Consider the following 20,767-nt stretch of genomic DNA (forward strand, 5'->3'; position numbering starts at 1 on the left):
ACCTTATTCCTTTAATAACGCTATTCATCTTCATGTAGATTTCTCCAACTATATTTGCTTTGATTCTCTGAAAATTTGACATACTCTATAAGAACAAGGAAATCGCCATTGCAATTCCACTAGCAATCGAAAGGGAAGTCAATAGTGCTTCAACACCTCTAGCCATTCCAGCTAAAATATCTCCAGACAGCAAATCTCGAACAGCATTCGTTAAAGGAACACCGGGAACAAGTGGCATGATTGATCCAATAATAATTTGATCCAAATTCGCACCTAAGCCGATAAAAACTAGTAAAATCGAAACAGAGCCTCCGAAGAAAGCAGCAGCAAGTTCAGACGCAAATCGCACTTTGAAATATCTTTCAAATTCAACAACTACAATACTTGCAACAACCGCAGCTATGTAAGCGGGGATTAAATCAGCTAGACCGCCGCCAAATAAGTAAGAAAATCCTCCGCCTGCTACTCCGGCAGCAAGGTGAATCATCCACAAAGGATATTGGACTGGTGCATTATAAATGTTTTGCAGTCTTTCCATCGCTTCTTCTACCGTTAATTCTTTCGCAGTAAACTCGCGTGAAACTTGATTTACTTCCGTTACCCTGTTTAAATCTTGTACTCGATCGTCAATCCTAACCATCTGCATAAGATCTTCTTTTCCCTTTTTTTCTTCAAAAGAAAGAAAAATTCCCGTAGTAGTAGTGAAGCAATGTACATTCGTGAAGTCTGCAGCTCTGGCCATTCTTTCTAAAGTTTCTTCTACCCGATAAGTTTCCGCACCATATGTTAGCATTATTTCTCCAGCTAATAGACATATATCCATTACTTCATCTGCTGCTTTAACCATTATACGCCCCCTGGCGATCTTCTCGATCATTTATCCCACCAAGTATAGAATATATACGAAAAGAAGGAAAGAGGCAAAGGCTGAGGTTGGAAGAACACCTTTGAAAATTCTTTCTTTAGGGAGCGCTCGTTTCTTTTTTTGTCGACTGACAGGTGAAGACTTCACCGGTTTTTTAACCGCAGGGGCATGTCTAAAGGTTTCTCCTTTAGTCAGGAGATTCAAAAGATCATTTTTCATCATTAGCGCATCTTTATAACGTTGCTGCATGCCTTTTTCAATTACTGGGGCATAAGGATCAAGTAGAGGACGATCTCGTAACCTTCTCATTAACTGCTTTATCCCTCCAGGTTCCTCACGCTTAAAACGCGATAGGTATCCTCTGTTCATCATTAACATAGAGACGGCAAATAAATCATACGCAGGAGCAGCCTTTCGATCTCCCATTCCCCAATAACCTCGATCAAAAAACTCTGTATACTCCTTAACAGCTCTTCCCACCTTTGTCATTCCTCCAACATCTATCCATCTTAGCGAGATTGGCTGTGCTGTTACAATTAAATTCTCTGGCTTCAGGTCTCCAAAGATCCAGCCGGCTTGATGCATACTATACAAATCTTTTAGTAATGGGACGACTAGAATCCCAAGCCACTCCATATTTTTTTCCCGTAAAAAGTTTAGAAACGGCTCCCCTTTGATGTATTCCATCACATAAAAAGAGGTTACTCCGGTTTTGGTTATCACATCGTCCATATCTAGAAAGGAAGGTCCAAGAGTAACGCCATGGACTTTTGTCACTTGACGTAACGTCGAGGCCTCTGATGATACAGACATGGATTCTCGGGAAACCTTAATTGCCACGAGACCACCTCTTCCTTCCGCCAAATAAACTTTACCAATGGCACCTTCTCCTAATAATCGAACAATACGATAATGATTACCATGCCACTTTCCTTTTACGACCTGCCCAGGGTAGAAGCTATAATCCCGGTTGTTCCATGAAGGATCCCTCATCGTCCTCATACCCTTCTTCTTTCTTCATCCTTTTGAGGTGAACCTTCATCGCTTCTTTTAGGGCTGGGCCAGTAGGTGTCACTCCTGACATCGTAATTTTTTTAAAAGCACCTTTAAGTGAATCTAACTGAGGTGTCCAGGCTAATAAACGATCGACGGGGTTTCTTTTCCCGGGAAATGAATACAGACAATAATCATTTTCTCCAGTTCTGGAATTCAAACTAATCGCTAAATCTAGTAAAGCTTCTTGCACTCTCGGAAGTTTATTTTTCATACTAGCACTTGTATCTACCAGAACTAAAATATCTAACGATGCGTTTTCTCCTATTTCTTCTACTACTTCAATAAGATCTTCTCGCTTCTCTGGAGGTAAATCTTCCATCTCTTTATTTGAGCCTAAAATATTTTTAATTTCGCGATTCACCACACCGAAAATAGTCTGAGTCATCGCTTTTCGCGTTACCATTTGAACAGTTTGCGATAATTGTTTCGCATATACAACATCACTCATTCCACCGCCCGCTTGTGCAATTGCTTCTATTTCACCCAATCCCCTGGCACTTTCGTCTCCTTCATCCATAATTCCTATGACATTAACAGATAGCCCTTCTTCCTTAGCCAATGTGGCAATGGCAATAGGATCTTCCCCTGAATTCGAACAACCATCCGTTAGTAATAAGATTTGTCTTACAGTCCCTTGTTTCATATCCTCACGCTCCTAATCTTGTTTTACTAATAGTTTTCACAAGATTAAGAGGACTTATACTTGAGAAAAACGGCATAGCCGTCTTTTATTTAATACAGCGTGATCTTTAGCCACCCCGAGTAGCACCTATTAGTTGCTAAGCTAAGCCAATGACGATATTGTCGCCCATTTTGGTGAATAATGGTCTACTCTTACTACTAAAACTGTCATATCATCATGAATATCTCCATCCGACTCTCTTATAATTTGCTCAATCAGTAAGTCAGAAATCTCCTGAGGGTCATTTGTCTGCAAATCCCTTATGATCCGCTTCATCAACATATCAGTGTTTTCAACTCTAGTGGGGGCTTCATAAATTCCGTCGCTCATCATAATAAGCAAATCCCCTGCCTTTAGTTGTTCCGACACAACATCGACGTCAACATCTTTTATCATACCAATTGGTAAATTACTCGATTCAATAGAAAGTATTTGACTGCCCCTTTTGATAAAACTAGGAGGTGATCCGACTTTCAAAAACTTTGCCGAACCCTCTTGCAAATCAATGACCGCTAAATCCAGGGTTGCAAACATTTCTTCATTGGACCTTAGAGATAGCACCGAGTTAATCGACTTAATTGCTACCTTCTCAGCAATTCCAGATTGAAGAATCCTTTTTAAAAGACCGATTGTTTCTTCACTTTCCAGATGAGCTCTTTTACCATTTCCCATCCCATCACTAATCGCCATGGCATATTTCCCATCACCTAATGGCATTGTTGAAAAACTATCCCCCGATATCCATTTGCCTCCTTTAGCTGTGTGCGCGGCACCTTGTTCAAGAATAAACGCATTCGTCGAACCGAAAATTACCCTCGTTTCACCATTTGGACTTCGAAGATCTTCTTCGTGCTTTAAAACGATAGATTCGTTTAATATCGTAGAGAGCAAAGGAGCAATAACCTTTTCTGCCTCATTATATTTATTCGAAGGAATAACCATTTCCAAGTCCACATTACCCGGATCCAGTCCATAGATTTCAACTAGATCGACATCTATTCCAAGTTTCAGTAAAGATTCTTTCACTTCCTCCTCTTGTTTATCATGTACTTCTTTCTCTCTTTGAATATCCCTTGCAAAATCCCCCATCACTTGAGAGACACCTATTAACTGATCGGCGACTAGCTTTCTGCTTTCTTCTAATTGTCTTTTTAATCGGACCTCTACTTCACGGTTTTTTAATTGCTCTTCAATCGTTGATATAACCTTTCGATCGATAAAACAGTGATTTTTCCAATTAGTCAGTAATGTTTGATCCTTTATCTCTCCTTCTGTATTGCAAGCTTCCATTAAAGACTCCATATACCCATACGTTTTTTGAAAATCCTTCGTCCAACATTGCTTCTTTTTTACACATATTTGACATGTCTTTTCAGTCACTCCACTAAGGAAAATATCGACTTCTTTTTGTGATTCAATTGGTTCATTCATTTTTTCTGTAAAAGAAAAGCTCTTCGACAGACTTAGGAACAACTCCGAGAATTGTTCTACTTTTCCCGCTGTCAGATCTCTTATTTTCCTTAGATACAACTGTTGTTCCTGGGCGTGCTCCACAGTACCTGGTATGTAGCTGGCCAGACGATTCGTCCACGACTTTGGGGTGAGGAAAAACAAGGAAACTGCAAGGAGACTCTCATAAAGAGTCACTTGTAAAGGTGCTTGATTATCCGTGTACATAGCCATTAGTAAACTTGCGACAACTAGGCCGCCAGCAACGGATATCTTTCTCCCTTCTCTCAGCAAACCTCCCAATAAACCAGCAAATGCTAGAAGACTCATAGAAAATAAGTGAGTAATGTTTGCTAAAGAAAGGATCAACCCCATAATGACTCCTGTAGTTGCTCCAATCGTGGCTCCCCCGATAAACGCAAATATTAGTACAATATATTGAGCAAATATATGCTCAATGGAAAGGTCATAAATCATCCACCCTACTGTCCCAGTTAACAAAGAGCCGAGCAAAATAACTAAACAAACGACTTCCTCAGGCTTTAATGTAACTTGTCTTCTTCTTTCTAGGAAAAATGGGATGCTTTGCATAAAAATCAACGTAATAATTAGGGCTAATCCCCCTTCAACCAGCGCTGTTAACAAATGATAATAGAGAAATCCATCTGTGAATGTCAATCCTAATACACGAGTAATAACGACCGAGGTAAAAACAGCGATAGGAAAAAACTTTTCTTTCTTATCAAACCGTTGCAAAATTGCCTGTAAAATGAAATAGAAAAGAACAGCGACCGTTGTGTGCCCGGCGTAAGTGAACGATAATGTGGTTGACCCGGCAATTAAAGCAAACGCTGCCGGTAAACTCCAACTCCTTTTCCACTTAAAAACAACGGCTAAGAACGGAATGGTAAAGGGAAGCAGTTGCAGTAAGATCACAGCTCGTCCAAGTAAAAAACCAACTGCTATGATGAGCATTAAACCTCGCCATTTTGAATACGCAGCCTTTGTTGACGTTACTTTTGGCGATAAAAACGTCGATCTTAACGTACTTACAGAAGTAACAGCTTGTCCACTCATATTTGTTTCCACCTTCCTATCGATCATTTTCTCCACCACCTAATTTAAATTCGCTTCTTCATTAAAACACGTTAGAGATACAGATTTTGTCAAACAACAAGACGGAACCAAAAAAACTCTTCGACCAAAAACAACGGCAATCGTTTCTGTAAGAAGGAATGAAACAGATTAAGTTAAATCACAGGGATATTTAGTGGAAGATATTAATAGATAGAGGCGATTTAGACGATGCAATTTTTCGTAAGAGTTTTAAACGATGCTTTGTACTGTGAAAATATCATACTTCAGATGGAGAGTTCGCCATGATGACTTTTATTCTGTGCAATTACTGTTTAAGTTAAGACGCAAAAAAAAGTACTGTTAACCAATGACTGGCAAACAGTACTATCATAGTTTATTGTTTAATAGTTACGCTTGGAATTACGACCTCCACGCTTCGATTCTGTATTTTTTTTTAGAGATGTGAGGCGTTCTTCGCTATCTTTAAGGAAACTGTTCATTTTATCTTCGAATGAGACAGGACGACTATTTCGCTGTTTCGATTTCGATGAAGGCTTTCGTCCATGACGTTGTCCTGAAGACACTGGAGGTTTGTCTTTTGCTTTACGAATCGAAAGGCCGATCTTGCCGCTTTTTTCCACATTCATAACTTTTACAGTTATTTCTTCTCCGACAGTTAAAAACTCATTGATATCTTTCACAAAGCTGTCTGCAACTTCACTAATATGGACAAGACCTGTTGTTCCATCCGGAAGTTCAACAAAAGCCCCAAATTTAGTGATGCCTGTGACTTTTCCTTGATACTTAATGCCAACCTCAATGGCCATGTAAAAAATGCTCCTCCTTCATGGGTCTTAGAAAATTTTCATTTTTTTACATTATACTAAGCGCTAAATTCAAGTTTCAATCAATGTCCGATGAAGTACGAGGAAGTTGAAATAGAGTCTCTCCAGGTTTTGTTAAAAAGTAATCACGTCTTGCCAATTCTGCAATATACTCGGGATCTTGTAACCATTGTATTTCTTCTGTTAGATGAGACTGTTCTTTTTCCATGAGAGACAGCGTTTTATCTAACTGTTCCTGTTCTACTTCTTGTTGTTGAATAGAAGATTGCTGTTGGAAAAGGGTGACCCCTGTGATAGAGAAAAAGATGATCATCAATACAGCAAAAACGGAAAGCCGGCGAACTAACCCTTTGCGACGGCGTTTTCTTTGTTGTGTGAGTAGTTCTTGCTTCTCCATATATTCAGAGGTTAACTGTCTTACCTTTGTTTTCGGATTTTGCTGCATGTTAAATCACCTCGTCTCTTCACTTATTTTTATAGAACCCGCGCAGGCGGTTCAGTATTGTTTTTAAAATTTCAGTTAATTTTTTTCTTTGAGCTAAGAACGGATATCCACTAAGTTTATCTACCCATTTTAATGTAAAAAAAACAGGCCATAATGTCCACTTCAAGATAAAAGTAAGAATTATCCACACTCCTGTTATTAATATCATAACGGAGTATCCCAATTGTTTCAATAAAACTTTTACAGGATTCAAAATTAAAAGGTATACAATCCTTGCGAGTGTTGATGCAACACTTTTTATTACTCCTAAGAGCACGTCCAATATTTTTTTGTAAGACGATTCAAAAAGAGCGCGATAGATCGCATAACCAAGTAACAAAGACAGTAATAAATAAAATCTTACTTCTCCATTGTTTACATTTAATAGAACAATAAAAAACAATAAAGCATGCAGTATCCAAAATAAAATGTCACTTATAACCCTTACCCAACTTAACGCACTGTTAAAACGGATGATTCGAATATAAGTATCCAAGGAAGCTCCAAGAAAGATTCCCATTATTACACTTGCTAACATAGACAGCATTTGAATATCTAAACTCACTTAAATAACTTCCCAAACAAACCCTTCGATTTCTCGCTGTTCTGCTGGTCTAAGTATACTAGATCGTCTACTTGACCTTGAATTGATACATTCCCTTCTTCTACATCCAAGTTTTTCATTTGAAGATTGTGTCCGCGAATAGAGAGAAATCCCATTTCTGTTTCCAATAAGAATTCTTCGCTGTCGAAACTCTCTACTTGTTTTACTCCTGATATATCTAGTGTTTTTCGAGATCGAAGCATTAATTTATGTTCGCGTGTTTTCGGTCCTTGTCCTTTTTGCATATAGTCATAGGGTTGTTCCATGGCAATTTTTCCTCCTCTGCTAACTCTTTACACATAATTTATGTGAGCGTTAGAGGAAATAGAACAAGCTGTTAATTGTTCTCGATACGTTCTTCTTTTAAAATCGTATAAAAGGTAGCTGCATCTTCTTTTTTCACTTTTTCTTCTATCCGGTCAATCTGAAGAGCTACATTTTTTTGTCCAAACTGGACGTCTAACTTATCGCCTATTTTCACATTAGTACCAGCTTTTGCAGTTTGCCCATTTACTTTTACACGTCCCTGATCTGCAACCTCTTTAGCCATCGTACGTCGTTTAATTAATCGAGATACTTTTAAGTATTTATCTAACCTCATTATTGTCACTCCCGCTCTTGTCTTTTTGCTTCTTCCCAAAACTCATCAAGTTCTGTTAACGAAAAATCTTCGATAGGTTTTCCTAGTTGTTGCACTTGTTTTTCAATAAACTGGAAACGTCTCGAAAATTTTTGATTTGTTTTACGCAATGCTTCTTCTGGATCTATTTCATGAAACCTAGCAATATTCACAAAAGCAAATAATACATCTCCAAACTCTTCGACAGATTTATCTTTTCTTCCTTCTTTCATTTCTACTTGCCACTCTGCAAGCTCTTCGTTCAACTTGTCCCACATCGGAGCTTCTTCTCCCCAGTCAAAGCCAACCTTGCCGGCTTTCTTTTGAAGCTTATACGCTTTTAATAGACCTGGTAGCGTTGCAGGAATCCCATCCAGTAAAGATGGTTCCTCCTCACTTATCCCTTTTTCCTTTTTTTCCTCTTTTTTAATCGCTTCCCAATTCGTCACAACATCATCGGCGTTATCTACCTCTGTATTTGCAAACACATGAGGATGACGACGAATCATTTTTCTTGTAACACCTTCGATCACGTCTTCCACATTAAAAAAGCCATCATCCTCACCAATTTGCGCGTGAAGAAGCACTTGAAGGAGTACATCACCTAGTTCTTCTACGATATGGTCATCATCTTCTTCATCAATAGCTTCCAATAACTCATAAGATTCTTCGATTAAATATTTCTTAAGTGACTCGTGTGTTTGCTTTTGATCCCATGGACATCCCCCCGGACCACGAAGTTGCTGAATAACTTGGCGTAACTTAGAGAAGTTTCGATATAATAAGTTGTCTTCCCTCACTGGAGGAATGTAAACAGCAGTTAAGTTACTCAATGTCGTCACCCTGTCCAGTTCAAAAAGAGGAACAGAAATAAGTGTTTCTTTCTTACTCCCCGCCGCAGTTACAACGGTTACCTCAAAATCAGCAGGTAGTCGCTCCATTAACAATAACTTAACTGCAGATGCACTCATTTGGTCATATACTTGTCCAATCAGAACATGCTGAGTGAGTATCAACTCCTCTGTACGCAATTCTGTCCCATCTATAAGCTGAAAACCTTCGATAGGATCTATCTTCAACGCATTAAAGGCTGCGTCAAGAAAACTCTGTCCTCCTTCTACAACAATTTGGATTTGATTTTCTTCATGCAGAAGTTTCTGCACGGTCGCTTCAGCAACCATCGGGTGACCCGGCACGGCATAAACAATCGTGTCCTGTTTCTCCAAAGCTGCATATAATTCCTTCACAATGGCCTCGTAAACTTCATCAAATTGTTCATAAGCTTCATAAATGTGGTCAAAGCTTTGGAACTGAATTCCTTCGTTGATTAAATCTTGAACGACAGGGTGATCCTTAGTTCTCATAAATACATTACTAGCCGCTTTTAGTTTTCGATATATTCCTAAAGGAAGTTGGTCAAGATCACCTGCGCCCAGACCAATCACATGTATTGTTTTAGCCATCTTTCATTTCCTCCAATTTTAGTCTTTATAAGGAAGTATTGCTCCCAGTTTAGGAACACTCTCCCACTCCTTTTTTTCAAACAGCTTTACTTTCCATATTATTATCAGATAAATAAAGCCACCTAGCGCCGCTCCTGTTAAAGCAATGATCGTATCAAATGCTCTCCCTGTTGCAAGGAATTGACCAAGCACCCACTGATAACCCCATACTACAGCAAACATGCTCATTAGACTCAAAAGCCACTTCAACCAGAAAATAAAAGTCAAGGGCGTCCAAAGCAAGAGTCGTTTTATTATTACTAAACTAGCCAATCCCATCAGCATAAATGCAATGAGAGAGCTTCCCGCGCCTCCAGTGATACCATAGGTTGGAATCAAAGCAACATTTAGTACTAGCTTTACAGTTAATCCTATCATTAGAACGCCCGCCGCAAGGGAAGCTTTGTTAACCGCATGAAGTAATGCAGCGATAGTCATAAATAATGCCCCAAACAGAACAACAAATGCAGAGATCTGCAGTGCCCCTGTGCCAAGTCTGTCCATGAACATCATGCCGTTTAAATAAGGCATAATCGTCGCTAATCCCACTGCAGCCGCCCCTCCGAATATTAGACTGACTTTCACTGCATACCCTACGTTCGTTAGGACCAATGCTCTCTCTCTTCGTTTAAAAGCCATGGCTAGAACTGGAACTACTCCGTAAGAAAAAACGGTTGTGACGACCGCACCGAATTGAATTAATGGCCACCCTCGATCATAGATCCCTTTCGCTACTGCTGCTTCAATCGGAGATACCCCTTCAGACACCAGTAGTCGGAACATCGACATCGAATCTATAAATTGAAAAATCACTAATGCCAATGCACTGACAGATACAAAGAAACCATTTATAAGTATATCTTTCAAATCCATTTTCCAAGGTAGCGACTCAGATATTCGGTACTTCTTAGACTGTAAAAAAATATGATTATATTTTCGTAGTACAAAGATAAAAATTAGAATTGCAGCTATTCCTCCAACAAATGCTCCAATACCAGCAGATGTCCCTGCTAAGTACGGGTTCCCCTGTGCCATTGCCCACCAAGCGATCCCAAGAATAACAATGACTCTCACCAGTTGCTCGACAACCTGAGAAATCGCGGTTGGGACATTGTTACCCAGGCCTTGGTATACACCTCTGCCAATAGCTAGAAAAGGAATGAGAAAAAAAGGAAGTCCCATCATGCGAATAGCATTTATAAGCTCTGCATCTCCCATAATAGAGGCAATGACTTCGGCAAATATAATCACAAAAAGTCCAATCGATCCATGTAAAACCATAAGTGTCCCGAAAATAACCAATAGCCGTTCCTGTAACAATTTTGTACCATTCTCTTTTGATGATTCCCTTTGTTCTGCAACAATCTTTGCAATCACAATTGGAAATCCATATGTACCTAAAACAAATGCTATCCCATATAGAGGATAGACTTGCTGATAGACATAAAACCCCGTGTCTCCAGTTAAATTTTGATAGGGGATCTTGTATAGGGCACTTAAACCTTTTGCTAAAAAAGCAGCCAAGGATAAATATAAGGCACCTTTAATCCACGCATTTTGTTTTTGCTTTTTATTATCAGTTTCCATCGCGTGAAATCCCCTTCTCCATCCACCTAATTCCATGCTATTATAGCATATATTAGAAAAGCATTAGAGTCGCTCTTATGGTTTGTATGTAGTACTGAAATGAACCTCCTAGAGAAGTTTCGAAAACCTCCTCGTAAAAAGAAAGTGATCCCAAAGGCAATGGCCCTTGGGATCCTCGTTATCCGTGTTCTATTAGAGATAGTTCAAAATGGTAAAAAACGACCTTTTTTAAACATCCTCTATTATTACTATGTTTCCATTTGTCGAGCTAGGAATCCGGCAGCAGTTTCCGATAGCTTTTCTTCAACATCTCCAATAGTGCCTGTCCCTTTACTCAACAGCACAACAGCACCAATAGGATCTCCGTTCGCAATAATTGGGGAGATACAGTATCCATCCAACTCATCTTTACGGTCATTACTTATGTCATACTCACCTTTAACTGCTTGAACGACTGTTTGGCGTTGCTCCATGGACTTTTCAACAATCTCGCCAATAGCTTTGTTATGGTAATCCTTCTTGGATCCCCCAGCCACCGTAATAAACGTATCACGATCAGATATAAGAATGATATGATGTAGGCTTTCATATAGTGCTTCCCCGTACTCTTTTGCAAAATCTCCTAATTCCGAAATTGGAGAGTACTTTTTAAGTATGACTTCTCCATCCCGATCAACAAAAATTTCTAATGGATCCCCTTCTCTAATGCGTAGTGTTCTTCTTATTTCCTTTGGAATGACGACACGACCTAAATCATCAATTCGACGAACGATACCAGTTGCTTTCATACGCAATGCCTCGCTTTCTAGTTGTTATATCCAAGAATGTAATAGCTGCGGAATCTTGTCTTTATTATCTGATAAAAAAATAGGAACTATTCACTAAATAAGAAAATTCGGGGAAATACCCCCGAATTTTCTTGTAACTATAAGTTGGATATATCACTAGAAATACTGGTATACGTGCTTTTAGGTACCCTTTGTACAAGAGTAAATGTAGCCGATTTTTTATTTTATCTTTTCATTATGCCTTTGCCATTTGAACTTTTCTTACTTCACTTAACTTCCCAAGCACTTTTTCTAATATTCTCAAATACGCTTCATCTGATAATGTTTTCGTCTTTAAATGGATGACAATCTGTTTTCCTGACAACGATAAATGAAGCTTCGGAGAGATTTTATTTACAATCGTAAATAGTTTTGAACCATCAATTTGATTCGTTACTTCTTCACTTAAAGTCATTTTACACTCATTATTTCTCTCCGCTAAAGAATCTATTTTCTCTTGTTTTGCCAATAACTTCACTTTTGATACCCCGAATAGATGAGTGACCTCTTCCGGGTAATTTCCAAAACGATCGATCATCTCATTTTGTAAATCCAACAATTCTCGTTGAGACTCAAGCAATTTAAATCTTTTGTACATATCAATTTTTTGTTTTGAATCCGGGATATAGCTTTCCGGGATATAAGCGTCCACTTTTATATCTAACTCAATATCCGGCTGAACCTTTTCTTTTTTGGTCCCATCTTCATCTTGTAAATCTATTTTCTCGTCTATTGCCTCTTTTAACATTTGCGAGTACAAGTCAAAACCTACAGAAGCAATAAATCCATGCTGCTCTGCACCTAACAAGTTTCCCGCTCCTCGTATCGAAAGGTCCCGCATCGCTATTTTGAAACCTGAACCAAGCTCTGTGAATTCTTTGATAGACTGCAATCTTTTTTCGGCCACTTCGCTGAGAACCTTATCACGCTGATGTGTGAAGTATGCATAGGCTACTCGATTTGATCTTCCCACGCGTCCACGGAGTTGATAAAGCTGAGATAGTCCCATTCTGTCAGCATTGTTAATGATTAGGGTATTAACGTTTGGTATGTCTACTCCGGTTTCAATGATTGTTGTCGTCACGAGCACGTCTGTATTTCCTTCTAAGAAGTCTAACATGACTGACTCAAGCTCGGTTTCAGTCATTTGTCCATGAGCATATTTCACATTTGCTTCTGGAACGAGCATAGACACTTTATCCGCCATTGTTTGAATGTCCTCTACACGATTGTACAAAAAGTAGACTTGCCCACCTCTGGCCATTTCTCTTTCAATCGCCTCGCGAACAAGCGATTCATTGTAATCAACGACATAGGTTTGAACCGGAAAACGATTTTCAGGTGGGGTTTCGATCACCGATAAATCCCTGACCCCCAACATTGACATGTGCAACGTCCTTGGTATCGGGGTAGCCGTTAGCGTTAATACATCTACGTTCGATTTTAATTGTTTAATTTTTTCCTTATGGGTCACACCAAAACGTTGTTCTTCATCAACAATTAACAGACCCAAATCTTTGAATTTAATATCTTTGGAAAGAAGTCTATGGGTTCCCACCACAATGTCGCATGTCCCTTTTTCTAAGTTGTCTGATGTTTGCTTTAGTTCTTTTCTTGATCGGAAACGACTCAGCAGGCCAATGTTAATTGCAAAGTCCTGGAATCTCTCCCGAATAGTTTCATAGTGCTGTTGCGCAAGAATGGTTGTTGGGACGAGAATTGCCGCTTGCTTTCCATCCATAATAGCTTTGAATGCCGCTCTAAGTGCAACCTCTGTTTTTCCATAACCAACATCTCCACAAAGAAGACGGTCCATTGGCCGTTCTCTCTCCATATCTATCTTGATTTCTTCTATAGCTTGAATTTGATCTTCTGTCTCTTGATACGGGAAAGAAGCTTCAAATTCCTGTTGTTCAGCACCATCTTTAGTGAAAGCAAAACCTTTTGTTTTCTCCCGCTCTGCATAAAGTTTAATTAAATCTTCTGCAATGTCTTGGACGGAAGAGTGAACTTTTTTCTTGACCTTTTTCCAGTCACTTCCTCCAAGAGCATATAACTTCGGTTGTTTTTCTTCTGAACCTACGTATTTTTGTACTTGGTCAATTTGATCAACTGGAACATATAATTTATCATTTCCGGCATAAGAAATATGCATATAATCTTTATGAATATCTCCGACTTTTAATGTATCAATCCCTAGATACTTTCCGATTCCGTGGTTTACGTGAACCACCCAGTCACTCACTTTTAATTCCGAATAGCTTTTAATTCTCTCCGCATTGGACAATTTCTGTCTGCGCTTTGGTTTTCGGGATTTCTTCGTAAAAACCTCTTCTTCTGTTATCACAATGATTCGTTGTAACGGTAGTTCAAACCCTGTCATTAGATGACCAATTGTAATTTGAGCTTGCCCTTTCACTGGAAGTTGATCTTTATCAACAATTACTGCTTCAATCTCGTAATCTTCTAAAACACTCTTCATTCTTTCCGCTCTGTCTTCTCCGGCACAGACAAATGAAATAGAATAGCCCGCTTCTTTCCAGCGAATAATTTCATTTTTTAATAAGTGCAGTTGACCGTGAAAGTTCTGCATCGTTTTACTTTGAATATTAACGATATTCTGCGGGTTTGTCGAAGGAACATGGCGTAAAAACAAACTCAAGTATAGTTTCGGAGCCTTTGTTTCTTGCATTATATTTTCCCAAGGTTTAGACATGGACAGATCTGAGACTGTTGCTCCTTGCATCAGCATCGTTGTCTGCCAATCTGCTTCCTCTTTCTCTAAACTTTCCGCCATTTCTTGAACACGACTAACTTCATCGACAAACACCGCTCCACCATGAGGCAGATAATCAAGAAGCGTGTAGTGTTTGTCATAGTATAGCGACATATATTTATACATGGAGTCAAACATTGTCTTCTGTTTTAACTTTTCTATGTCCTCGCCAACTTGCTCAGCCATTTTCTCTTTCACTACAGAGTCTTTAATTTTAGTTAAACTTGTTGATAACTTTTTTTCAAGGGTATGTGCTGCCTGCTCAAATTGGTGATCGTCAAGGAGTATTTCTTTTGCAGGACCAATAGTAACTGATTTAGATTGCGATATAGAACGCTGCGTCTCCACATCAAAAAACCGTATCGAGTCCACTTCCGTATCAAAAAGTTCCATACGAATCGGGTGCTCCTCCGATAATGGATAGATATCCACAATTCCACCACGCACACTGATTTGTCCCGGAGCAGAAACCATATCAACTCGTTGGAATCCCATGGATACACACCTGAATATCGTTGACTCTAAATCTATTTCTTCGCCTACCTGTAATATTAGCTGCCTCGTCATCCACATTTCAGCAGGAGGCAGTAGTCGCCTCACTCCAGCAACTGGTGTAATAATAATCGTTTCCTTTTTAGATACCCACCTATTGAGCGCTTCCATCCGCTGTCCCCGTAATTCAGGACTCGCGACGGCTATTTCCGAGGAAATAAGTTCGTTTACTGGATACAAAAAGACATCCTCTTCCCCAAGAAGAGAAACTAAGTCATCATATGTCTTTTGCGCTTGAAATAAATTGTGAGTGACGACTAGCTGTGACTTTCCAGTTTTCTTAAATATTGACGCAAGCATTAAAGACCTAGCAGAACCGGATAAACCTGATACCATCTGTTCTGAAAGGTTAGCCTCTAATCCTTCTATAATGCTTGATATCTCGTCTCCATGATATGTTGATGTAATTAACCCTTCCAAGGCCTTCCCCACCTTTATAATCCATTGCATTGCATATAACTTAAAATAAGTACTGATTACGAAACACTGTATGCTTCTGTCATGACAAAAGTACTTATCGGCTATCTGTGAATGTCTACTCTTCTCTCAACTATAATCGAGAATCCACGTTTCAGAATGTAAAATTACTTTCATTATGTTTATCATCTGTTAATTCTCTGATGTGCATCGGTGCCTGAACTCTTAGCAGTGTAACGCAGAAAAACGCTTTGGCATATTTTGCCAAAGCTTGTCAAACGCCGTCGCTAGTTAAGAAAAGATTCTCTCTCATGATAATCCGGATGCTCATCCAATGTTTGCTCACAATCCTCGCAAATCGTACGCACATGGACATGTCCATTTGAATCTTGTTCTATCATTTCTTGTCTGTCTTCGTCACTTAGTTGTTCAAATCCTAGTTGTTTCTCGTCTACAGCTGATTGAATTGAAGCCATATGCTTTTGACAATGTCGGCAGTAATAATGAATAGGCATTCTTTTTCGTTCCTCCTTGTAGCTCGAGACTCGCTTCTTACTTAGTATTAGCAAGCTTCAAAGAAGGTATTCAAGAAAGAGAATCTTAATTATTAAATTCGTTCATTACTTTCAAAAAGTCTTTTTCAGTCCACGATATCGCTGCCTCGGTAGCCTTATCTACTGCTTCATCTATCTTCTGCCTGTCATCCGGCGGAAAAGTGCCTAGAACATAATCAGGAATAGCTGTACCAGGCTCTGGCCGGCCTATTCCAACACGAATTCGATTAAATTGATCAGTACCAAGATGCTGTACAATTGATTTCATCCCATTATGTCCACCTGGACTTCCTTTTTGCCGCAAACGAATTTTCCCGGCGGGTAGATCTAAGTCATCGTAAATGACCAGTAGCTGTTCTTTGTCCATCTTAAAGTAATTCATCAATGGAACAATCGATTCTCCTGATAAATTCATGTACGTGAGCGGTTTCAATAAGAATACTTTATCATTCCCAACTTTTTTAAATCCAAAGGCACCTTTGAACTTTGCCTGATCTAATTCGAAGTTTAATTCATTCTGACATTTGTCAATGACTTCAAAACCAACATTATGCCTAGTCCTATCAAATTTTTTCCCTGGATTACCTAGTCCTACAATCAGCTTCATGGGTCCCTCCTCTGGCGAGGGGTCATGAGCACTTCGTTGGAACAGCTTTGACAAAAACATCGTGCTCTCTCCTCATTTCTTTCCGGTTCAAATACTATTTCTGTTATCTATTATACGCGATTGTGTCTTGTAATGTAAGTTAATTACATAATACGCAGCGTCATTATTAAAACTTAAAGGGTATAACCTGAGTGGTTATACCCTCAAACGATATTTTATTTGTCTTCCGTTTCCTTTTTATCTTCAGAACCAACAAGTTCAGGCTCTTTTTCTTCTGTTTCTTCTTCAGATTCTTCCGGCTCTTCAGAAGGCGCTAGGATAGAAACAACAACTTCTTCTGGCTCGTTATTAAATTCAAATTTAGCACCACTCTTTAGATCTTTCACCTGGATAGAATCATTTATATCTAATTCAGACACTTCTACATCGATAGAATTAGGTAAGTTCTTTGGCAAGGCACGAACGGAAAGCTCATGTACCGCTTGCTGAAGAACGCCACCCTCTTTAACACCGATTGATTCTCCTATTACATGTACAGGAACATCTGCATCCATTTCAACCTTCATATCAACCGCATAAAAATCTACATGAAGAACACGGTTCTTAATACGATCTACCTGCATATCATAAATCATTACGTCTGTTTTCTCGCCATCTAGTTCAAGCTTAAAAACACCTGTTTTTCCTTGGTCGCGCAATGTTTTAATAAATGCAATCTCCTGCACGGAAACAGCCTTACTTTCATATGTTTTACCATATACTATCGCAGGGATATTCCCTTGATTGCGAATTTTTGCCAATCTTGAATTTCTTAAGTCTTCTCTTACTGCTGCTTGTAATGTTGTAGTCATATACACTCACCCTTATCATTTTTTAGGTCTTTCACTTGTTTACCCATATCACAAAACATTAAAACGTATTTTTTCAATAGAAAGAAACTTCCTATTAGAAAATCTCACCTAAGCATAACATTTTCTGAGCATTTTGTAACTTAAGTTACTTAATCAAACAAATAGCTGACAGATCGTTCCTCATAGACATGGACAATTGCTTTTGCTAGAAGTGGTCCTACCGATAATTGCGTAAGGTTATGAATACGCTTTTCTTCAGGTAATGCAATCGAATTGGTAACAACAAGTTCTTTGATTTGTGAATTTCCTATTCGCTCGATAGCTGGTCCAGAAAGAACTGGATGTGTACTACAAGCATACACTTCTTTCGCACCTTTTTCGATGATGGCGCTGGCTGCCAGTGTCATCGTGCCAGCAGTATCAATGATATCATCGATAATTATTGCCGTCTTTCCTTCCACATTCCCAACAATATTCATGACTTCGGACACATTGGGTTTTGGTCTGCGTTTGTCAATAATTGCAATAGGCGCTTTTAAACGATCAGCTAATTTACGTGCTCGTACAACTCCACCGTGATCAGGGGAAACGATTACGGTATCACCCAAGTCTTTTTTCTCAAAGTAGCTAGCTAGAATCGGCACACCAAGGAGTTGATCTACTGGAATATCAAAGAACCCTTGAATTTGAGTTGCATGCAGGTCAAGAGAAATTACTCGGGTTGCCCCTGCTGTTTCCAAGAGGTTTGCTACAAGCTTTGCCGTTATCGGTTCTCTCGATCTTGCCTTTCTGTCTTGCCTTGCGTAACCATAGTACGGCATCACAATATTAATAGTATTTGCAGACGCCCGTTTCAATGCATCAATCATAATAAGCAGTTCCATAATATGCTCATTTGCAGGAGAGGAAGTAGATTGGATCACAAAAATATCGCATCCACGAATACTTTCTTCAATATTAATTTGGATTTCGCCGTCACTGAATCTCTGTACCGAGCTTTTACCCATTTCTACTCCAATTTCACGTGTGATTTCATGTGCCAAATCGGGATTTGAACTCAACGTAAATACTTTAAGCTTCTTATCTTTGTACTGAGCCATCGTTTTGAAAACCTCCATTTAATTTAACAGTGAATCAGAGTTATAGTGTGTCCTTTGCTTCCTGTCTGTGGTTACTTTTTATTTTTCACATAACCTTCTTTATTCGTCTGGCGCTCTCTTGCAATAGCAAGAGACTCTCCAGGGACATCATTTGTAATCGTAGAGCCGGCTGCAACATAGGAACCTTCGCCTATTGATATAGGTGCAATTAAATTAGAATTACAACCGATGAAAGCTCCGTCCCCTATTTTTGTTAAATACTTATTTGTACCATCGTAATTAACTGTAATAGCACCACAACCAACATTCACACCTGCACCAATTTGTGCATCTCCTAAATAACTGAGATGAGAGGCTTTGCTTTCATCACCCATGGAAACCTTCTTTAATTCCACGAAGTTTCCAACCCGAACCTGATTTCCTAGTTTTGTTTCAGGACGCAAATGTGAGAACGGACCGATAGATACTCGTTTCCCTACATCACTTTGATGAACTACAGACTGCTTTACGACAGTTTCATCACCTATAGCGCTTTCCTTCAACTCACTGTGTGGCCCAATATGACATCGCTCTCCGATGATTGTATTACCATGTATCACTGTTCCGGGGTAAAGAACGGTATCCTTTCCAATAGTGGCCTCAGGTGAGATATATGTCTGATCCGGGTCAATAATAGTGACGCCTTCTTTCATCCATCTTTCATTGATCCGTTTTTTCATCCACTTCTCCGCTACACTCAATGCAACACGATCATTTATACCCATTGTCTCATTAAAATCCGCTGTTTGATATGCTTCTACTGCTTCGCCTTGCTTTTGTAGAATCTCTATCACATCCGGTAAATAATACTCACCCTGTACATTATCATTACCCACTTTTTGCAATGAATTAAAAAGAAACTCATTATCAAAACAATAGGTACCTGTATTAATTTCTTTTACTTCTTTTTCTACTTCCGATGCATCTTTATGCTCGACTATTTTTTCGACACTTTGTTGCTCATTTCTTATGATACGTCCATATCCAGTCGGATTATCCGCATAAGCTGTCAAGATGGTCGCTTTTGCTTGCTTTGATTCATGGAAATCCATTAATTCATTCATTGTTTCCTGCGTTAATAGGGGAGTGTCTCCGCAAACAACAATCGTAGTACCTTGTTTTTTATGTAATGTATTTTCTGCTTGCATAACTGCATGCCCCGTGCCGAGCTGTTTTTCTTGAATTGCATATTCACTAGCGTTCCCTAATTGGTCTCTTACTTTTTCAGCACCGTGGCCCACTACCGTTATCATTTGATCCACTTTACAACGTTGCAACACATCAACAATATACTGCACCATTGGTTTTCCGCATACAGGATGTAGTACTTTATAAAGGTCAGATTTCATTCTGGTACCTTTTCCTGCAGCTAATATCACTGCATATCGCTTCGTCATTTTCATACCCTCCAAGGCCTGATTTTCCATTATGAATATATCCTATATTACCCTTGATTTCAACCTATCACAAGAGAAAAAGCGTAAGCTTCTTGAAAACCGACAAGAAATTAAACCTTAAAAACCCTTTATTTCCAGCACCTGCATGTAAATCACAGGAACTCTAATGATAAGTACTTAACATAGTTCAAGGTGTGTGCTGTATATTAATATAAATCAAAAAAAAACCTAGCCAAATTACAGCCGGCTAAGTTTACACATTTATTAGCTTTATGATGCTCCTGCTTCTTCAAATTCTTCATTTTCTTCTTTTGCACGATCATATTCCGTCATCACTGCCAGTTGAATTTTTTCCCTGGTCTTAGATGAAATTGGATGTGCAATGTCCCTGAATTCCCCATCTGGTGTCCGCTTGCTAGGCATAGCCACAAATAAACCATTATTACCATCTATGACACGAATATCATGAACGACGAACTCGTCGTCGATGGTAATAGATGCAATCGCTAACATTCGACCTTCCGTACTAACACGGCGAAGTCTCACATCTGTTACTTCCATTTCTGCCACCACCTTTATCCCATTTAAATAGTTCCTGTTAACTCGTTTCGCTATTAAATTGAAAAATCCTTCTTTTTTTAAATAAAAAAACTAAAATATTCGCAAATAAATTAAATTGTCAATATGCTTAACTACTACTTCGAAAACGGTTACGTAAACTGTTATTAAAAAATTATGCTTGGAAGAATCAGTGAAAACTTCTGTGTAAGAATGATCCAATCGAGATCCGACTGAGCATTAAACAACAAAACTCAAAGACATACTCATGCAGTACAAAAAAAACATCCGCTAAATAAGCAGATGTTAGGCCTGGTGT

At 39.0% G+C, this 20,767-nt stretch carries 19 protein-coding genes; all 19 read right to left on the reverse strand.

What is annotated here, in order from left to right:
• Window positions 1–85: 85 nt before the first annotated feature.
• Window positions 86–847, reverse strand: a complete 762-nt coding sequence (locus CEF18_RS18650) for a threonine/serine exporter family protein (protein ID WP_110938032.1) — start codon at window positions 845–847, stop codon at window positions 86–88.
• Between the two features lie 30 nt (window positions 848–877).
• Entirely contained in the window at window positions 878–1,858 is a 981-nt protein-coding gene (locus tag CEF18_RS18655; RefSeq protein WP_110938033.1) for a protein kinase domain-containing protein, read from the reverse strand.
• Window positions 1,824–2,564 carry a vWA domain-containing protein gene (locus CEF18_RS18660; RefSeq protein WP_110938034.1) on the reverse strand — a complete coding sequence of 247 codons (741 nt, stop codon included), beginning with the start codon at window positions 2,562–2,564 and terminating at the stop codon, window positions 1,824–1,826. Before CEF18_RS18660 ends, CEF18_RS18655 begins: the two co-directional genes overlap by 35 nt.
• 141 nt (window positions 2,565–2,705) lie before the next feature.
• A complete protein-coding gene (gene spoIIE / locus CEF18_RS18665; RefSeq protein WP_110938035.1) occupies window positions 2,706–5,156 on the reverse strand; it encodes a stage II sporulation protein E in 2,451 nt (816 codons plus the stop codon).
• A gap of 374 nt (window positions 5,157–5,530) precedes the next feature.
• The gene (locus CEF18_RS18670; protein ID WP_110938036.1) at window positions 5,531–5,956 is read right to left on the reverse strand and encodes a S1 domain-containing RNA-binding protein; all 426 of its coding nucleotides are present in this window, start codon (window positions 5,954–5,956) and stop codon (window positions 5,531–5,533) included.
• 76 nt (window positions 5,957–6,032) lie between these two features.
• The gene (locus tag CEF18_RS18675) at window positions 6,033–6,419 is read right to left on the reverse strand and encodes an FtsB family cell division protein (protein WP_110938037.1); all 387 of its coding nucleotides are present in this window, start codon (window positions 6,417–6,419) and stop codon (window positions 6,033–6,035) included.
• A 19-nt stretch (window positions 6,420–6,438) separates the two neighbouring features.
• Complete coding sequence (gene yabQ, locus CEF18_RS18680) at window positions 6,439–7,023, reverse strand: spore cortex biosynthesis protein YabQ (protein WP_110938038.1); 585 nt, start codon at window positions 7,021–7,023, stop codon at window positions 6,439–6,441.
• Window positions 7,020–7,328, reverse strand: a complete 309-nt coding sequence (gene yabP / locus CEF18_RS18685; RefSeq protein WP_110938039.1) for a sporulation protein YabP — start codon at window positions 7,326–7,328, stop codon at window positions 7,020–7,022. Before yabP ends, yabQ begins: the two co-directional genes overlap by 4 nt.
• Before the next feature lie 71 nt (window positions 7,329–7,399).
• Window positions 7,400–7,663 (reverse strand): RNA-binding S4 domain-containing protein, encoded by a 264-nt coding sequence (locus tag CEF18_RS18690; RefSeq protein ID WP_110938040.1) that lies wholly within the window; start codon window positions 7,661–7,663, stop codon window positions 7,400–7,402.
• A gap of 5 nt (window positions 7,664–7,668) precedes the next feature.
• Window positions 7,669–9,144, reverse strand: coding sequence for a bifunctional methyltransferase/pyrophosphohydrolase YabN (gene yabN, locus CEF18_RS18695; protein ID WP_110938041.1), 1,476 nt, complete (start codon window positions 9,142–9,144; stop codon window positions 7,669–7,671).
• A gap of 18 nt (window positions 9,145–9,162) precedes the next feature.
• Window positions 9,163–10,770, reverse strand: a complete 1,608-nt coding sequence (locus CEF18_RS18700) for a putative polysaccharide biosynthesis protein (protein ID WP_183041216.1) — start codon at window positions 10,768–10,770, stop codon at window positions 9,163–9,165.
• 248 nt (window positions 10,771–11,018) lie between these two features.
• Entirely contained in the window at window positions 11,019–11,558 is a 540-nt protein-coding gene (gene spoVT, locus CEF18_RS18705; RefSeq protein WP_110938043.1) for a stage V sporulation protein T, read from the reverse strand.
• Between the two features lie 235 nt (window positions 11,559–11,793).
• Window positions 11,794–15,345: a transcription-repair coupling factor gene (gene mfd, locus CEF18_RS18710; RefSeq protein WP_223292402.1), complete on the reverse strand. Its 3,552-nt coding sequence runs from the start codon at window positions 15,343–15,345 to the stop codon at window positions 11,794–11,796.
• A 284-nt stretch (window positions 15,346–15,629) separates the two neighbouring features.
• Complete coding sequence (locus CEF18_RS18715) at window positions 15,630–15,857, reverse strand: anti-sigma-F factor Fin family protein (protein ID WP_110938045.1); 228 nt, start codon at window positions 15,855–15,857, stop codon at window positions 15,630–15,632.
• 85 nt (window positions 15,858–15,942) lie between these two features.
• Window positions 15,943–16,503, reverse strand: coding sequence for an aminoacyl-tRNA hydrolase (gene pth / locus CEF18_RS18720; protein WP_110938804.1), 561 nt, complete (start codon window positions 16,501–16,503; stop codon window positions 15,943–15,945).
• A 215-nt stretch (window positions 16,504–16,718) separates the two neighbouring features.
• Entirely contained in the window at window positions 16,719–17,354 is a 636-nt protein-coding gene (locus CEF18_RS18725; protein ID WP_110938046.1) for a 50S ribosomal protein L25/general stress protein Ctc, read from the reverse strand.
• 149 nt (window positions 17,355–17,503) lie between these two features.
• Window positions 17,504–18,454, reverse strand: a complete 951-nt coding sequence (locus tag CEF18_RS18730) for a ribose-phosphate diphosphokinase (protein WP_110938047.1) — start codon at window positions 18,452–18,454, stop codon at window positions 17,504–17,506.
• A 71-nt stretch (window positions 18,455–18,525) separates the two neighbouring features.
• A complete protein-coding gene (glmU, locus tag CEF18_RS18735; protein ID WP_110938805.1) occupies window positions 18,526–19,890 on the reverse strand; it encodes a bifunctional UDP-N-acetylglucosamine diphosphorylase/glucosamine-1-phosphate N-acetyltransferase GlmU in 1,365 nt (454 codons plus the stop codon).
• Window positions 19,891–20,160: 270 nt separating this feature from the next.
• Window positions 20,161–20,451 carry a septation regulator SpoVG gene (gene spoVG / locus CEF18_RS18740; protein ID WP_110938048.1) on the reverse strand — a complete coding sequence of 97 codons (291 nt, stop codon included), beginning with the start codon at window positions 20,449–20,451 and terminating at the stop codon, window positions 20,161–20,163.
• Between the last annotated feature and the right edge of the window lie 316 nt (window positions 20,452–20,767).

The organism is Salipaludibacillus neizhouensis (assembly GCF_002886185.1).
Classification (GTDB): Bacteria; Bacillota; Bacilli; order Bacillales; family Salisediminibacteriaceae; genus Salipaludibacillus; species Salipaludibacillus neizhouensis.

Excerpts from the sequence above, each read along its gene's own strand:
- CEF18_RS18650 (WP_110938032.1), bottom strand. The coding sequence starts at position 847 with ATGGTTAAAGCAGCAGATGAAGTAATGGATATATGTCTATTAGCTGGA.
- CEF18_RS18655 (WP_110938033.1), bottom strand. The coding sequence starts at position 1,858 with ATGAGGGATCCTTCATGGAACAACCGGGATTATAGCTTCTACCCTGGG.
- CEF18_RS18660 (WP_110938034.1), bottom strand. The coding sequence starts at position 2,564 with ATGAAACAAGGGACTGTAAGACAAATCTTATTACTAACGGATGGTTGT.
- spoIIE (WP_110938035.1), bottom strand. The coding sequence starts at position 5,156 with ATGATCGATAGGAAGGTGGAAACAAATATGAGTGGACAAGCTGTTACT.
- CEF18_RS18670 (WP_110938036.1), bottom strand. The coding sequence starts at position 5,956 with ATGGCCATTGAGGTTGGCATTAAGTATCAAGGAAAAGTCACAGGCATC.
- CEF18_RS18675 (WP_110938037.1), bottom strand. The coding sequence starts at position 6,419 with ATGCAGCAAAATCCGAAAACAAAGGTAAGACAGTTAACCTCTGAATAT.
- yabP (WP_110938039.1), bottom strand. The coding sequence starts at position 7,328 with ATGGAACAACCCTATGACTATATGCAAAAAGGACAAGGACCGAAAACA.
- CEF18_RS18690 (WP_110938040.1), bottom strand. The coding sequence starts at position 7,663 with ATGAGGTTAGATAAATACTTAAAAGTATCTCGATTAATTAAACGACGT.
- yabN (WP_110938041.1), bottom strand. The coding sequence starts at position 9,144 with ATGGCTAAAACAATACATGTGATTGGTCTGGGCGCAGGTGATCTTGAC.
- CEF18_RS18700 (WP_183041216.1), bottom strand. The coding sequence starts at position 10,770 with ATGGAAACTGATAATAAAAAGCAAAAACAAAATGCGTGGATTAAAGGT.
- spoVT (WP_110938043.1), bottom strand. The coding sequence starts at position 11,558 with ATGAAAGCAACTGGTATCGTTCGTCGAATTGATGATTTAGGTCGTGTC.
- CEF18_RS18715 (WP_110938045.1), bottom strand. The coding sequence starts at position 15,857 with ATGCCTATTCATTATTACTGCCGACATTGTCAAAAGCATATGGCTTCA.
- pth (WP_110938804.1), bottom strand. The coding sequence starts at position 16,503 with ATGAAGCTGATTGTAGGACTAGGTAATCCAGGGAAAAAATTTGATAGG.
- CEF18_RS18725 (WP_110938046.1), bottom strand. The coding sequence starts at position 17,354 with ATGACTACAACATTACAAGCAGCAGTAAGAGAAGACTTAAGAAATTCA.
- CEF18_RS18730 (WP_110938047.1), bottom strand. The coding sequence starts at position 18,454 with ATGGCTCAGTACAAAGATAAGAAGCTTAAAGTATTTACGTTGAGTTCA.
- glmU (WP_110938805.1), bottom strand. The coding sequence starts at position 19,890 with ATGACGAAGCGATATGCAGTGATATTAGCTGCAGGAAAAGGTACCAGA.
- spoVG (WP_110938048.1), bottom strand. The coding sequence starts at position 20,451 with ATGGAAGTAACAGATGTGAGACTTCGCCGTGTTAGTACGGAAGGTCGA.